This is a genomic window from Streptomyces sp. 4F14, from assembly GCF_048159485.1.
Lineage (GTDB): Bacteria > Actinomycetota > Actinomycetes > Streptomycetales > Streptomycetaceae > Streptomyces.
Genome location: NZ_JBLRVY010000049.1, coordinates 18,433 through 33,863 on the forward strand (window position 1 = coordinate 18,433; position 15,431 = coordinate 33,863).

The window sequence follows — 15,431 nt, forward strand, 5'->3', positions numbered from 1 at the left end:
GGCCCGCAGGTGCGGGTGGCCGCTGTTAGGGCGGGGCGCAAAGGTGGCTGTTGGCAGGTACGTGGCTCCGGCGCCGTTCAAGTGGCGGGGCTGTACGCACCTCAGGGGCGCGGGGAACTGCGCGACCAGCCACCGCGTACCAGCACCCGGCAGCCGTCCTTCTCACCCCTTCACCGCACCCGGCAGCCATTCCCCCTCACCCCTTCACCGCCCCCGTCAGCATCCCCTTCTTGAAGTGCTTCTGGACGAACGGGGACAGGACCGCGACCGGCAGCAACGCCATGACCATCACGGCCATTTGGACCGCGAGGCCCGACAGCTCACCTGTGCGGATGGCCTGGCTCATGCCGACCGGGGCCTCTTGTTTCTGGACCAGTTGGATCATGACGTTCTGGAGGGGCATCATGTTCTGGTCGTTGAGGTACAGGGACGCGTTGAACCAGGCGCTCCAGTAACCGACCGCGTAGAACAGGGTGATGACGGCCAGCACGGCCCTCGACAGGGGGATGACGATCTGGCGGAGGATGCGGAAGTCACCGGCCCCGTCGATGCGGGCGCTGTCGATGAGTTCCTGCGAGATGCCCATGAAGAAGCCGCGCAGGACGAGGATGTTGAAGACGCTGATCGCGCTCGGCAGGATCAGCGCGAGGTAGGTGTCGGTGAGGCCGAGGGACTGGACGAGCAGGTACGTGGGGATGAGCCCGGCGCTGAAGAACATGGTGGCGAGGAGCAGCATCAGCATCCACCGGTGCCCGAGGGACCCGCTGCGGGACAGCCCGTACGCGCACAGCACGGACACGGTCATCGAGAACAACGTACCGACGACGGTGATGAGGACGCTGATGACGGCGGCCCGGGTCACCTGTCCCCCGCTGAGGAGTTCGCGGTAGGCGACGAAGGTGATCCCCTTGGGGATCATGACGAGCCCGCCGGCTCTGTCGATGGTCGCGCGGGACGACAGGCTGGTGACGATGACGATCCACAGCGGGAAGAGGATGGAGAGGCAGGCGAGGGCGAGCACGAGCCCTTTGCCCGCGATCCCCGCCCTGGTGGGTTCCTCTTCCCAGACGGGCCGCGGCGGTGCGGCCCAACGTCCGGGTTTCGGCACGGACTTGTCGAGCACGGCGCTCATTTCTTGTACACCCCCTGCTCGCCCATGAGATGGGCCACCTTGTTCGCGATGAGGACGAGACCGAGACTGACGACGCCCTTGACGAGCCCGGCGGCCGCCGCGTACCCGAAGTCCTGGTTGCGGACGCCGTTCCACCAGACGAACGTGTCGAGGACTTCGGAGGCTCCTGGGCCGACGGCATCACGTTGGAGAAGGATCTGTTCGAACCCGACGGTGAGCGCGTCCCCGACGCGCAGGACCAGCAGCAGGGCGATGACGGGCCGCAGCGCGGGCAGCGTGACGTGCCAGATGCGCCGCCACCGTCCGGCGCCGTCCATCGCGGCGGCCTCGTACAGGTCGTGGTTGACGGAGGCGAGGGCCGCGAGGAAGACGATGATGCCCCAGCCGGCGTCCTTCCAGACGCTCTCGGCGGTGACGAGGAACTTGAACGTGTCGGGGTCGGTCATGATGTCGATGCCGTCGTAGCCGTGTTGCCGCAGGAGCTGCGACAACAGCCCGGCGCCGCCGAAGAGTTGCTGGAAGACGGCGATGACGAGGACCCACGAGAAGAAGTGCGGCAGGTAGAGGATCGCCTGCGAGATGGCCCGGATCCGGGGCCGTACGACGCTGTTGATGAGCAGCGCGAGGAGGATCGGGATCGGGAAGTACAGGACGAGCTGGAGGAAGAACAGGACCAGCGTGTTGGTGACGGCGTCCCAGAACGCCGAGTCCTCGAAGAGGCGTTGGAAGTTCTCCAGCCCGACCCAGGGGCTGTGCAGGATGGAGACGACGCCGTTGGAGCTGATGTAGGGGTCGTACTCCTGGAAGGCGACCACGTTGCCGAGGATCGGTACGTAGTTGAAGAGCAGGACCAGCAGCACGGCCGGCAGGGTCATGAGGATGAGCATCCGGTCGCGTCTGAAGCGCAGCCGTAGGCTCAGTTTTCCTGACTCCCTCTTCCCCTTCGGGCGTTTCTTCTTCGGGGAGTTGGCGGTCGCACCGGACGTCGCCGTGCTCCGCTTCCCCGTCTCGTCGGCCTCGGTCTTGCTCCGAGGCACCGTGCTGTGGGACACGCCCGTTCTCCTCGTCTCGGGTCAGCTCGTCGCCGTGCCGTTCGTGTCCAGCAGCTTCTGGTACCAGTCGCGCAGCCCGTCGCCGCCCTTCTTCCTCCAGTCGGTGACCCACGCCTGCATGTCGCTGATCTTCTTGCGCCCGCGCACGATGTCGTCCTCCAACTGCTCCATGTCGTTGGAGAGGTTGGTGAACCGGGCGGGCTCGGTGATCTGCATCCCGTAGAACGTCGACTTCTTGGTGAGCGCTCCCATCCGCTGCTGCCATTCGACGGCGGCGCGGCCGATGTCGGGGAAGTCGGGGCGGGCGATGGTCGCGGCGGGGCTCGCGATCGTGGCGGCGTTGGCGACGTCGATGTTGCCCTTGTCGGTCTTGACGGGCACGCCGTCCTTGATCGTGTAGTGGGTGCCCTCGACGCCGTACTGGGTGAGCATGTACTCCTTCGTCCCGTACGGCGCGGCGGTCACGTTGGCGACGGCGAGCGCGTCGCGGACCACCGCCTCGGAGGCGCCGCGGTTGACGAAGGCGAAGATGTTGGCGGGCTGGGTGGCCCAGAGCTTCGGGGCGCCGTCGCCGTGGCCGAAGATGTCCATGCCCCAGATCTGGAAACCCGGGTTGTGGGACTGCTGGATGGCCTGCTGGGCCCACCAGCTGGAGAGGTCGTTGTTGTACATGAGGAACTCGCCGGCCGCGAACTTGGCGCTGGGGTCGACGGCCTGGCTCTTGCCGAGCCGGGCGTCCGGGTGGACGACGCCGGCGGCGAACAGCTTCCGTGTCCACTCCAGGGCTTCGAGGTACTCCTCGGTCTCCACGCGGTAGATCAGCTTGCCGTCGACCTGGTTCCAGCCGAGCGCCTTCTCGCCGCCGGAGAGCGCCCCGAACGCGTTGAACGCGGTCCACTTCATGTCGCCGCAGGCCCACCGCTTGGCCTTGGCGTTGGTGATCTCCTTGGCGAGCGCGAGGAACTCGTCGGTGGAGGTGGGGACTTGGTACCCCTCCTTGTCGAAGAGGTCCTTGCGGTAGAAGGGGACGATGTTCACGACGTACGAGGACGGCATCGGCAGCCCGCGCAACTTGCCGCCGAAGATGGACCGTTGCCAGGCGTCGGTGGGGATCGCCGCGAGGTTCGGGAACTCCTTGACGGCGTCGCCGGACAGGTAGGGCCCGAGGTCGGCGAACTTGCCGATGATGGCGCTGGGTATCTTGCCGCCCATGTTCCAGCCGGGGACGACGACCACGTCCGGTACGTCGCTGGAGGCGAGCACCGCGCCGAGCTTCTGGTCGTAGGTGTTGCCGTCCTGGTTCTGCCAGGTGACGTCGACGCCGATCAGGTCGTTCATCGCCTTGTAGTAGGCGTTGTCGCTCTTGGGCGGGGAGCCCCAGAACGGCGCCATGACGGTGAGCTTGCCGCCCTTGCCGAGCTTCTTCGGCACCGACGTCTTGAGGGTCGCGGTGTCGACCTTGCCGATGAAGCCGACCGCGGAGCCGTTCTTCGAGGGGAGGTCGGGCTTCACCACGTTGCTGGCGACGTAGGCCGGGAGGATGCCCTTGGCGTTCTTGCCCGAGGTGGTGCCGTCGCGTGAGCCGCTGTCGGAGCCGCCGCAGGCGCTCAGCAGGGGCATCCCGCCCGCGACCGCGGCGGTGGCGACCGCCGTGGAGGCGAGGAAGCTTCTCCGGCTGGGACCGGAGGAGGCGGAAGCGGCGTTCGGCGTCATTGCGTCAACCCTTCGTGGCGCACCAGGACACCCGGCGGTGGCTCGTCGGCTGCGGTGTCATCGGTGGAACTGGCTGAGCCGAAGCGGACGTCCGACCAACGCCGTGGAACTCCTGACGGATCCTTAGTCGAAGCGCTTCGATGTTGCTGTGAGGTTAAGTGAAGCCCTGGGGGCGCACAAGGGTCGCTTCCAATATTCCTTTGACAGTGGAGATCAGAGCTGCCTGTATACGCCGCTTGAAATAACGGCCAGGTCCCTTGACACCCGCACCGCCGCCCACTGAGCATCGAAGCGCTTCGAAAGAGCCGCTCCGGTCCACCGCAAAGGGAACTCCACGTGACCGCATCCACGCCCGCCACGCCGCCGTTCCGCGATCCGCGCCTGCCGTTCGCGAAGCGCATCGACGACCTGCTCGCGCGTCTGACGCGGGACGAGAAGGTGGCGTTCCTGCACCAGTACGCCCCGGCCGTCGAGCGGCTGGGCATCGCCGCGTTCCGCACCGGGCAGGAGGGGCTGCACGGCGTCGCCTGGATGGGCCCGGCGACCGTCTTCCCGCAGGCGGTGGGCCTCGGCGCGACCTGGAACCCGGAGCTGGTGCGCCGGGTGGCCGAGGCGGTCGCCGAGGAGACGCGGGCGATGAGCGCGCACGACGACCGGGTGGGCCTCAACGTGTGGGCGCCGGTGGTGAACTTGCTGCGCCACCCGCTGTGGGGCCGCAACGAGGAGGGCTACTCGGAGGATCCGCGCCTCACCTCGGCGATCGCCACGGCGTTCACGCACGGCCTGCGCGGCGACCACCCCGTGTACTGGCGCACGGCGCCGGTCCTCAAGCACTGGCTGGCCCACAACAACGAGACGCGGCGCGACGTCTCGTCGTCCTCGGTACGTCCGCGCGTCCTGCACGAGTACGACTTCCGCGCCTTCCGCGCCACGGTCGAGGCGGGTGCGGTGGCCGGGGTGATGCCCGCGTACAACCTGGTCAACGGCCGCCCCAACCACGTCTCCCCGTACATCGACGACCACCTGCGCACCTGGACGGACGACGAGCTGTTCGTCTGCTCGGACGCCTGCGCGCCCTCCAACCTGGTCGATCCTGAGCACTACTTCGACACGTACGAGGAGTCCACGGCGGCGGCGATCCTCGCGGGCGTGGACAGCTTCACCGACCACGGCACGGACGCCACGAAGACCGTCGAGCGCGTCAACGGGGCGCTGGAACAGGGCCTGTTGACGGAGAAGGACGTCGACGAGGCGGTACGGCGCCAGCTCTCCGTCCGGTTCCGGCTCGGCGAGTTCGACCCCGAGGCCGACCCGTACGCGTCCGGCGCCGCCTTCGACACCCCGGAGCACCGCGCCCTCGCGCAGGAGGCGGCCGAGCAGGCGGTCGTCCTGCTGCGCAACGACGGCATGCTGCCGCTGGCCCCCGACACCCGGATCGCGGTCGTCGGCCTGCTCGCCGACGAGTGCAAACTCGACTGGTACAGCGGCACGTTGATCCACCGCTCGACTCCGCTGGAGGGGCTGTACGAGCGGTTCGGGGCGGACCGCGTGCAGTTCGTGGAGGGCGTCGACCGGGTCCTGCTGAAGACGTCGACGGGGGCGTACCTGACCGTCCCGGCGACCGAGTCGGACGACGAAGTGCGCGGCGCAGAGGGGGCGTTGGACCCGGCGCTCCTCAAGGGGCGTACGGATATCCCCCCGTTGACGGTGTCCTCCGACGGCGGCACCGAACTCGCCCTCGTCGACTGGGGCGACGGCGTCCTCACGCTGCGCGCGCCCGACGGGCGGTACCTGTCCGTCGCCGAGGACGGGTACCTGCGCGCGTCCGCCGATCAGCCGGGCGGGTGGGTCGTTCAGGAGACGTTCCGCCTCGAACCCCACGAGAAGGATCACGGGAAGGAGCACGGGAACGGCCACCTCCTCCGTCACATCGGCACAGGTCTGCACGTCCGAGTCTCCGCCGACGGACTGAAGGTTGCCGACGAAGATCCGGAAGTCTTCGAACTCGTGGTCGTGGAGCGCGGCGAGGACGCGGTGGCCCGGGTCTGCGCCGAGGCGGACGTCACGCTGGTGATCGCGGGCAACGACCCGCACATCAACGGCCGTGAGACGGAGGACCGTTCGACCCTCGCCCTCCCCGAGCAGCAGGCCCGCCTGCTGACCGTCGCGCGCACCGCGAACCCGCGTACGGTCCTCGTCCTCACCTCGTCCTACCCGTACGCCCTCGAACCCGGCCCGCTGCCCGCGGTGCTGTGGACCGCCCACGGCGGCCAGGCGGCCGGCACCGCCCTCGCCCGTGTCCTCGCCGGCGACGTCTCCCCCGCCGGGCGGCTCCCCCAGACCTGGTACGCGTCCGACGCGGACCTCCCCGACCTCCTCGACTACGACATCGTCGGCAGCCGTCAGACATACCTCTACTTCGAGGGCACCCCCCTCTACCCCTTCGGGCACGGCCTGTCCTACACGTCCTTCTCCTACGGCGACTTGAAGGCCGAGGCGACGGACACGGCCGTCCAGGTCGCCTTCTCCGTCACCAACACCGGCGACGTCACGGCCGACGAGGTCCCCCAGCTCTACACCCGCGCCGTCGACCCGACGGTCCCCCGCCCCCGGCGGGAGCTGCTGGCCCACACGCGCATCACCCTCGCACCGGGGGCCCGCACTTCCGTCTCCTTCGAAGTCCCCCTGTCCGCCTTCGAGTTCTGGGACGTCGCCCGCGGGTCCTGGCGCCTCGACCCCGGCGAGTACGACCTCCTCGCCGGTACGTCCAGCGCCGACATCCGCCTGCGTACGACCCTCACCCTCGACGGCGAGCCCGCCGCGCCCCGTCCCGTCCTCCAGCACGGCCTGTCCGCCGCCGACTTCGACGAGCAGAGCGGCGCGGAGATCGTGGACCGCACGAAACGGTCCGGGGACTCGGTGACTCCGGGCGCCTCAGGAGCGGCCCAACTGGTCTACCGGAACTGCGACTTCGGCTCGGGGGCGACGCGGGTGACGGCGGAGGTGTCCGGCGAGGGAGAACTGACCCTGGAGGCGGGCGGCACCCAGACCGTCCTCCGTCTCTCCTCGCCCACCGAATCCCCGTACGCCTACACCGAGTTGACGGCCCCTCTCGCCCTCGCCAGCATCCACGACGTCCACGTGAGGCTGCGCGGCTCACTGCGGCTCGCGCACGTCGGCTTCTCCGGCTGAGTACGCGACGTACTCGGCGAGGTCGTCGAGCCGGATGTCGTCGGCAGTCGAGCCCGTCGCCCTCGCCACCGCCCGCCTGGCCCGTGAGGTGATGCGGGGTGTTCTGTTGCGGGCGGGCTGGTCGGTGCCGCATGCCTCGGCTGTGACGGATCAACTCGGGCGGTCGGTGCTGGCGTTCGGGCACAAGGGGGCGGGCAAGACGGCCACCGCACTGGCTCTGGCGAGCCGAAGCGGGTTCCGACTCCTCGCCAACGACCGTGTGTTCGTCCGCTCCGACGGCAACGGTGGCGTGGACGTCCTGCCTTGGCCCTCGGCGGCGATCGGGCTCGGACTGCTCAACGCGTTGGGGTGGTTCGACACCGCGCGGGATGGGCTCCGGGACGGCGAGGCCCTGCATCCGACGCAGGACGCACGCGTCACCGCCGCCCTGCTCGCCGACCGCCGCGAGCTTCTGCGGGAGGACGGCAAGGAGCTCAAGGTCCAGGTCTTTCCGGACCAGTTCGCGAGGTGGTTCGGTCTCTCGCCGGCAGCCGGGAGCAAGGCTGCGGCGCTCGTCTTCCCTGCGCGCGAGGCCATCGAACAGAAGGGCCCGGCACCGGAAGGCATCGGTGCCGGGCCTCTTCATAGGACGGCGGGTCAGCGCCAGGAACGACTTTAGGTGAAAATGGTTCCCATTAGCAAGACCCCGGCCGGCAGAACATCCGCGTTCCTCAGAGCGCCAGCCCCGTCAGCACCAGCACCCGCTCGTACGTGTAGTCCTCCATCGCGAACTTCACGCCCTCCCGGCCCACCCCGGACAACTTCGCCCCGCCGTACGGCATCTGGTCCGCCCGGTACGACGGCACGTCGCCGATGATCACGCCGCCGACCTCAAGGGCCCGGTGCGCGCGGAACGCGGCCTGGACGTCGTGGGTGAAGACGCCCGCCTGGAGGCCGTACTTGGAGGAGTTGACGGCGTCGAAGGCGGCCTCCTCGCCGTCGACCTTCTGGATCGACAGGACCGGCCCGAAGACCTCCTCGCGCGCGAGGGTCGTATCGGCGGGGACGCCCGCCAGGACCGTCGGCGCGTAGGACGCCGCGTCCCGCTTGCCGCCCGCCAGCAGCGAAGCGCCCGCCGCGACCGCCTCGTCGACCCAGGACTCGACCCGCTTGGCCGCGTCCTCGCTGACCAGCGGGCCGACGTCGGTGGACGCGTCGGCGGGGTCGCCGGTCACCTGGGCCTCGACGGCCGCGATGACGCGCGGGAGCAGCCGGTCGTACACGGCCGCGTCGACGATGACCCGCTGGACGGAGATGCAGGACTGGCCGCCCTGGTAGTTGGAGAAGGTCGCGATGCGGGTCGCGGCCCAGTCGAGGTCCTCGTCGGAGGACCAGTCCGCGAGGACGACCGCCGCGCCGTTGCCGCCCAGCTCCAGCGTGCAGTGCTTGCGCGGCACGCTGTCCATGATCGCGTAGCCGACCTTCTCGGAGCCGGTGAAGGAGATGACGGGGAGCCGCTCGTCCTGGACGAGGGCGGGCATGCGGTCGTTGGAGACCGGCAGGATCGACCAGGAGCCGGCGGGGAGGTCGGTCTCGGCGAGGAGATCGCCGATGATCAGACCGGAGAGCGGGGTGGCCGGGGCGGGCTTCAGGATGATCGGCGCACCGGCCGCGATGGCGGGGGCTACCTTGTGCGCGCACAGGTTCAGCGGGAAGTTGAACGGCGCGATGCCCAGCACCACGCCCTTGGGGAAGCGACGCGTCAGCGCCAGCCGCCCCTGCCCGCCCGCGTCCGTGTCGAGCCGCTGCGCCTCGCCGCCGTTGAACCGGCGGGCCTCCTCGGCGGCGAACCGGAACACCGACACCGCGCGCCCGACCTCGCCGCGCGCCCACTTGACCGGCTTGCCGTTCTCGGCGGAGATCAGCTGGGCGATCTCCTCGGCACGCTCGGCGAGCCGCTTGCTGACGTGGTCGAGCGCGGCGGCCCTGACGTGCGCCGGGGTCGCGGCGAACTCGCCCTGTACGGCGTACGCGGCGGCCACGGCCTCTTCGACCTGCGCGTCGGTCGGCACGCTCACCTTGCCGACGAGCCGCCCGTCCCAGGGGGACGTCACGTCGAAGGTGTCCTCGCCGGTGGCCGCGCGGCCGGCCAGCCAGAAGGCGTGGGTGGAAGTCATCGTCGGGCGCCCTTCCGCAAAGTCGACAGTCACTCTCCACCGTAGAGCCGGGCGCCCGGTCAGGCGTTTGTCCTACGCGTCCGAGTGCGAGACGCCCACACTCCGCTTCGGCGCACCGATCCGGACGACGGCCAGCCGCAACGCCCCGAGCAGCACCGCCCCGAGGCACCAGCTCGCGGCCACGTCCAGCGGCCAGTGGTACCCGCGCCGCACCAGCCCGTACGACACGGCCGCCACCAGCACGACCGCGACGCCGACCGCCGTACGCCGCGCCCGCCCCGGCGTCAGCCACGGCAGCAGCACCAGCACCGCGCCGCCGTAGGCGATCATCGCCGTCGCCGTGTGCCCCGAGGGGAAGTACCCCGTCGCCGGGGGTACCGCCGGGGTGCCCGGACGGTCGGTCCAGATCTTCAGCGGTACGACGATCAGCGGCACCAGCGCCATCGCCGTCAGGGCCGCCGCGGCGGGTCCCCACCACCGCGGTTCGCCCGCCCGGCGCCCCAGCCAGGCCACGTATCCCGCCACTACCAGCAGAACGGGCAGCGCCACCGGGACGTTCCCGAGATCCGAGAGAAGTTCGGAGAACCGGTCGGGATGCCGCAGCGCCGAACTCAGCCGCTCGTCCCACCGCAGCAGCGGCCCGCCGTCGGCCACCTGCCAGGTGAACAGGGCCAGCAGGAGGGCGGGTACGGCGAGGAGACGGGCACTGATCGACATGGGTTCAAGCTTCTCAAGAAGCCGTGTGCTCCAGGACCGCCTTCGCCAACGCCCCCCACACCTCCGGCGGCAGCGCGTGCCCCATGCCGGGCACCTCCACCGGCCGCGCGCCCCCGACCACCTGCACGAGATGCCGGGCGTGCGGCGGCGGGAACACCGGCTCGGCCGGCGCCTCGATCACCAGCGTCGGCACGGTGTTGCGCGCGAGCGCGTCCGTACGGAGCATCCCGTCGCTGTCCGCGCGCCCGTGCGCGGTGTTCACCCGGTGGTGGCCGGTGTGCGCGATGATCGCCCCCTCCAGCGCGCGGTAGTACGCCGGGTCGAACGGCAGCAGCCCCCCGTGCAACGCGCGCCAGTGCTCGACGCGCCGGTCCAGCTCCTGGTCGAGCGTCAGGTCGTCCGGCACGGCCTTCGCCCACAGCGCGAGCACCTCGGGTTCGATGCCGGGCAGCTCCCCGCCCGCGTACGGCGTCTCGCTGAGCGCGCTCGTGCCCATGAGCGTCGCGCTGAGCAGCCGTTCGGGGTGGTCGGCGAGCAGGAGCTGCGTCAGCATCCCGCCGAGCGACAGTCCCACCACGTGCGCGCGCGAGACCCCGAACGCGTCCAGCACGGCGACGGCGTCCCGCGCGAGCGCGGTGATCGGGTACGGCCGCTCGTCGAACCCCCAGGTGGAGCGGCCGGTGTCGCGATGGTCGTAGCGGATGACGCGGTGGCGGGCGGCGAGGAGGTCCACGAAGGGCTCGGGCCAGCCGAGGCCGGACGCCTGGGCGCCCATGACGAGCAGGAGCGGGGGCGCGTGGGGGTCGCCGCGTTCCTCGGCCCAGAGGCGGGTTTCGGGGGCGACGTCGACGGAACGTTCCATGGGATCTCCAGAATCGGTTGACGAGACGAGACGTATCGTATCGTCACCCGCCCGAAAAAGAAGCCCCGATTCGAGAACCGGGGCCCTGCAAGTGGTTCGCACCTCTGAAGGAGGTCGGCCATCCCGGAACAGGGGGGGGTGGTTCCGGGACGGCCGTCCGGATCGGGGTGCCGCCGCCCCGGGGGGTTTGGGGCGGGCGACGGTCCGATCGGTGAGGAGATTCCGGAGCCAGTGGCACCGGATGTGTGCGCGAGGCACGACCAGGTCGAAGCTGGGGAGGCCCCGGCCCGGCACCGTCCGCGGTCTCCCGTGGGCGGGTGTATCTCTCATCACGAGAGAAACTACGGCAGCTCCCGCCCCGGGAACAGGCCGAACCCGGAGCCGCCATCCTCCCCGCACACCTTCTTCACACGCCCGTCAGATGGCCGCGAGGGCGCCCTCGATGATGTCGAGGCCCTCGCTGAGCAGGTCGTCGCCGATGACGAGCGGAGGCAGGAACCTCAGGACGTTTCCGTACGTTCCACAGGTCAGGACCAGCAGCCCCTCCTGGTGGCAGGCCCGGGCGAGAGCCCCCGTGGCCTCCGGGTTCGGCTCCTTGGTGGCCCGGTCCTTGACCAGCTCGATGGCGATCATCGCGCCGCGCCCGCGTACGTCGCCGATGACGTCGAACTTGTCGGCCATGGCGAGCAGCCGGGCCTTCATCGTCGCCTCGATCGCCTTCGCGCGGGCGTTGAGGTCGAGGGCCTTCATGGTCTCGATGGAGCCCAGCGCGCCCGCGCAGGCGACGGGGTTGCCGCCGTAGGTGCCGCCGAGGCCCCCCGCGTGGGCGGCGTCCATGATCTCGGCGCGGCCGGTGACGGCGGCGAGCGGCAGCCCGCCCGCGATGCCCTTCGCGGTGGTGATCAGGTCGGGGACGATGCCCTCGTCCTCGCAGGCGAACCACTGGCCGGTGCGGCAGAACCCGGACTGGATCTCGTCCGCGACGAACACGATCCCGTTGTCGGCCGCGAACTTGCTCAGCGCCGGCAGGAAGCCCTTCGCGGGCTCGATGAAGCCGCCCTCGCCGAGCACCGGCTCGATGATGATCGCGGCCACGTTGTCGGCGCCGACCTGCTTGGAGATCTGGTCGATGGCCTGCGCGGCGGCCTCGGGGCCCGCGTTCTGGGGGCCGGTGGGCCAGCGGTAGCCGTACGCGACGGGCACCCGGTAGACCTCGGGCGCGAAGGGCCCGAAACCGTGCTTGTAGGGCATGTTCTTGGCCGTCAGGGCCATCGTCAGGTTGGTCCGGCCGTGGTAGCCGTGGTCGAAGACGACGACCGCCTGCCGCTTCGTGTACGCCCGCGCGATCTTGACGGCGTTCTCGACCGCCTCCGCGCCCGAGTTGAACAGCGCGCTCTTCTTCGCGTGCTCCCCCGGCGTCAGCTCCGCGAGCGCCTCCGCGACCTCGACGTACCCCTCGTACGGCGTGACCATGAAGCAGGTGTGGGTGAAGTCGGCGAGCTGCGCGCTCGCGCGCCGGACGACGGCCTCGGCGGACGCGCCGACGCTGGTCACCGCGATCCCGGAGCCGAAGTCGATCAGCCGGTTGCCGTCGACGTCCTCGACGATCCCGCCTCCCGCGCGCGCGGTGAACACCGGCAGCACCGAACCGACGCCCTGCGCGACGGCGGCGAGGCGACGGGCCTGAAGCTCCTGCGACTTGGGGCCGGGAATCGCGGTGACGATCCGGCGCTCCTGCGGGAGGTCGGTCATGGGGGCTCCTAGGGGTTGCGAACCGGGTGATGCGTACGGGGCGGGTCCCACCGGGGGTGACGCGTACCCGCGCCCGTTTTCTCGCAGGTTAGGACGGGCGCGACAAGCTGGGCATGCTCCATGTGGGCGCCTTCCGGGCGGCACGTTGTCCGCCGTGGACAGTGACAGCGGACGGCACTGTCGGCGCGGCCTGGCGCGGGAGCGGTGAACTCCCTTTGCGGGCGCGTTAGATTGACGACTGATGGTGCTTGGAGCGGCTGGTCAGGGGGCAGGGCGATGAACAGCGACGGGACGCAGGACGCGCGCGGTACGCATGCGAGCCCTGTGCCGCGCCCGGCGGGGCCCCCGGAGGGTGCGGGGATGCCGCCCCGGCCGACCCACGCGCCCGGCGTGTCGGGCACACCCAGCGCGCCCGGCGCGTACAGCGCGTACGAGCCCGGCGCTTCGTACGACAAGCAGCCCCCCGCCCCCAGCCCCGTCGCCGAGTGGCTCGACACCCCCCGCCCCGAAGCCCGCCCCGGCATCTGGCGCTTCGGCTTCCGGCCCCCCGAGGACACCTCGAAGGACGGCGAGCGCCTCTCCCCCGTCACCGTCGTCGGCCTGCTGATCCCGCTGGTCGTCGCGCTCGTCCTGTGGTCGCTGTGGCGGCGCGGCTCGTTCCCGTACCAGTTCACCGTGTTGCGGCTGTTCACGCCGGGCGACTGGTGGTGGGGCGGGACGATGGCCTCCGCGAAGACCATGGAGGGCGCGGAGGCGCGGGTCGTGTACGACGGGCTGTTCTTCGCCGTCCTCATGTACACGATGGGCCGGCTGGGGAGCTGGCCGGACGCCGTACGGCACTTCATCGGGCGCCGTCCGCAGCCCGCGCGCGCGGTGTACGCGCTGATCGCGGCCCTGGTGGTGCTCAGCTTCGTGTTCCCGGACGCGTTCCCGCTGGTCGGCTGGGACTCGCTGCCGGTCGTCGACCCGCTGTTCTCGCTGATCGTGCTGATCTCCGGGAGCTACGAGCTGTTCACGTCGGCCCTGTTCACCGACTCGCTGTACGCGGTGATCACCGCCCTGGTGGTGTGGCCGTTCGCGAAGGTCGGGGGCTGGTGGCCGTACGCGAAGGAGCTGCTGGCCGCGCGCAGGGGTGAGGCTCCGGCGCAGGTCGTCGTTGAGCGCCCGCGCGCGCAGTGGCCCGCTCTGCGGGACGCCGGGCAGGGCGAGGCGGCCGATCTGCTGAGCGGGGAGGTCGCGGCGGGGCGGATGAACGACGTCGACTGCGCGCGCGTGGAGCACGCGTTCGGCCTCGCGCGCGCGGGCGCCTCGCTGGGGGCGTTCCGGGAGACGGTGCTGCGGCAGGGGGGCGCGGCCTGGACGCATCCCTCGGGCGCGCGGGACCTGCCGAGGCGCGGCGCGGCGCACGACCTGCTCGCCGGGCAGGTCCGGATCGGGCGGTGGGTGTCGGCCGAGCGGGCGCCGCTGCCCTACCGGGACGCGGGGGCCGCGCTCGGGGCGGACGTGCTGGGGACCTCGTTGCTGGCGGTCGGCCCGTCCGGTTCCGGGAAGACGCGCACGCTGATCGAGCCGGTGACCGAGGCGCTGGCCCTGCGCGCGCTCACGGGCGCGTGCGCGGTCGTCGCCGTGTCCTCGGCGGGCGCCCCCCTCGGCTCCGACGACCACTTCGACGTCGTCGTCCGCCTCGGCGACCCGTCCTCCGTCCACGACCTCGACCCGTACGCCGGCTCCGACGACCCCGACGAGGCCGCCGCGATCCTCTCCGAGGCCCTCGTGGGCGACCTGGGCGCCCCGCAGGCCACGACGGCCCTCGCCCAGCTCCTGGGCCCCTACCGGGCCGTACACGGCCGTTTCCCGACCCTCCCCGCCCTGCGCGAGCTGTTGGAGAGCCCCGAGGCGGTGGCGGCCCTGCGCGACGCTCTCGCCGGGGACGAGGTCATGCGCCGCGAACTGGACGCACGGATCCGCCAGACCGGCGCCCCCGGCGACGCGGGACGCGCGCTGGCGGACCGGCTGGCGCTGCTGAGCCGCCCGGTGTTCGCGGAGTTCCTCGGGGGGAGCGGGGACGCGTACGGCGCCCCCGGCGCCCACCCGCGCGGGGAGGGCGGCCGGCCCACAGACGCGTACCGCGCGGGAGGCACCCCCCAGCACGCGCCCGCGAACCCCACCCCCCACCGCGCCTTCTCCCTCCGCGCCCTCGCCGATCACCCCCTCCGCGTCCGTATCGACCTCCCCGCGCGCGGGCACGAAGAGGCCGGCCGCGTCCTCACCCGCCTGGTGCTCGCCCAGTTCAACGCGGTCGCCCGGGAAAGCCGCCGAGCCCACTTCGCCTGCCTCGTGCTGGACGACGCGACCGGGACGGTCACCGCGGAGTCGGTGCGGCACATCCAGCGGCTGCGTTCGCGGGACGCGGGCGTGGTGCTGGCGCTGCGGAGCGTCGGTGACGTCCCGGAGGCCCTGCACGGGCCGCTGTACGGCGCCGTGGGCTGCCGGATGGCGTACGCGGGTGTCACCACGTGGGACGGCAACCGGTTCGCCCAGACCTGGGGCACGGAGTGGGTCGAGACGACCGAGGTCGCCAAGCACACGGTCTTCGCCGACCAGCCGATGACCCGCGCGATCCACGCCCTGCGCAAACTCGTCACCGGCAAGGCCGTCACCACCGACGCGGTCACCGTCCGCCAGGTCGAGCGCGAACGCTGGTCGGCCTCCCAGCTGGCCCACGAGATCCCGCCGGGGCACGCGGTGCTGTCCCTGACGAGCGTGTCCGGCGAGCACGCGCCGCCGATGCTGGTGGACCTGCGGCGGGGTCAGGTCGCTGGCCAATACTGATCGTTGACACGCGATCACAGCCA

The 15,431-nt window shown here is 71.1% G+C and carries 10 protein-coding genes; 3 read left to right on the forward strand and 7 right to left on the reverse strand.

Annotated features, from left to right (window positions below; translation table 11 throughout):
* Positions 1 to 196: 196 nt before the first annotated feature.
* Genes ACLZOT_RS47460 through ACLZOT_RS47470 form a run of 3 tightly spaced genes read right to left on the reverse strand, consistent with a single transcriptional unit; the run spans position 197 to position 3,897 of the window.
* Positions 197 to 1,132 (reverse strand): carbohydrate ABC transporter permease, encoded by a 936-nt coding sequence (locus tag ACLZOT_RS47460; RefSeq protein WP_416975522.1) that lies wholly within the window; start codon positions 1,130 to 1,132, stop codon positions 197 to 199.
* Positions 1,129 to 2,184: an ABC transporter permease gene (locus ACLZOT_RS47465; RefSeq protein ID WP_416975523.1), complete on the reverse strand. Its 1,056-nt coding sequence runs from the start codon at positions 2,182 to 2,184 to the stop codon at positions 1,129 to 1,131. Before ACLZOT_RS47465 ends, ACLZOT_RS47460 begins: the two co-directional genes overlap by 4 nt.
* Before the next feature lie 21 nt (positions 2,185 to 2,205).
* Positions 2,206 to 3,897: an extracellular solute-binding protein gene (locus ACLZOT_RS47470; protein WP_416975524.1), complete on the reverse strand. Its 1,692-nt coding sequence runs from the start codon at positions 3,895 to 3,897 to the stop codon at positions 2,206 to 2,208.
* 336 nt (positions 3,898 to 4,233) lie between these two features.
* Between ACLZOT_RS47470 and ACLZOT_RS47475 the strand changes: the two genes are divergently transcribed.
* Complete coding sequence (locus ACLZOT_RS47475) at positions 4,234 to 7,089, forward strand: glycoside hydrolase family 3 C-terminal domain-containing protein (protein WP_416975525.1); 2,856 nt, start codon at positions 4,234 to 4,236, stop codon at positions 7,087 to 7,089.
* Positions 7,090 to 7,123: 34 nt separating this feature from the next.
* Positions 7,124 to 7,747 carry a hypothetical protein gene (locus ACLZOT_RS47480; RefSeq protein WP_416975526.1) on the forward strand — a complete coding sequence of 208 codons (624 nt, stop codon included), beginning with the start codon at positions 7,124 to 7,126 and terminating at the stop codon, positions 7,745 to 7,747.
* A gap of 52 nt (positions 7,748 to 7,799) precedes the next feature.
* Here the strand turns inward: ACLZOT_RS47480 and ACLZOT_RS47485 are convergent, their stop codons facing one another.
* From ACLZOT_RS47485 to gabT, 4 genes are all read right to left on the reverse strand, one after another.
* On the reverse strand, positions 7,800 to 9,245 hold the full coding sequence (locus ACLZOT_RS47485) for an aldehyde dehydrogenase family protein (protein ID WP_416975527.1): 1,446 nt from the start codon (positions 9,243 to 9,245) through the stop codon (positions 7,800 to 7,802).
* 72 nt (positions 9,246 to 9,317) lie between these two features.
* Positions 9,318 to 9,962 (reverse strand): phosphatase PAP2 family protein, encoded by a 645-nt coding sequence (locus tag ACLZOT_RS47490; RefSeq protein ID WP_416975528.1) that lies wholly within the window; start codon positions 9,960 to 9,962, stop codon positions 9,318 to 9,320.
* A 13-nt stretch (positions 9,963 to 9,975) separates the two neighbouring features.
* Positions 9,976 to 10,824, reverse strand: a complete 849-nt coding sequence (locus ACLZOT_RS47495; RefSeq protein ID WP_416975529.1) for an alpha/beta fold hydrolase — start codon at positions 10,822 to 10,824, stop codon at positions 9,976 to 9,978.
* Positions 10,825 to 11,241: 417 nt separating this feature from the next.
* Positions 11,242 to 12,576 carry a 4-aminobutyrate--2-oxoglutarate transaminase gene (gene gabT, locus ACLZOT_RS47500; RefSeq protein ID WP_416975530.1) on the reverse strand — a complete coding sequence of 445 codons (1,335 nt, stop codon included), beginning with the start codon at positions 12,574 to 12,576 and terminating at the stop codon, positions 11,242 to 11,244.
* Between the two features lie 276 nt (positions 12,577 to 12,852).
* Between gabT and ACLZOT_RS47505 the strand changes: the two genes are divergently transcribed.
* A complete protein-coding gene (locus tag ACLZOT_RS47505; protein WP_416975531.1) occupies positions 12,853 to 15,408 on the forward strand; it encodes an ATP/GTP-binding protein in 2,556 nt (851 codons plus the stop codon).
* The last annotated feature ends 23 nt before the right edge of the window (positions 15,409 to 15,431 follow it).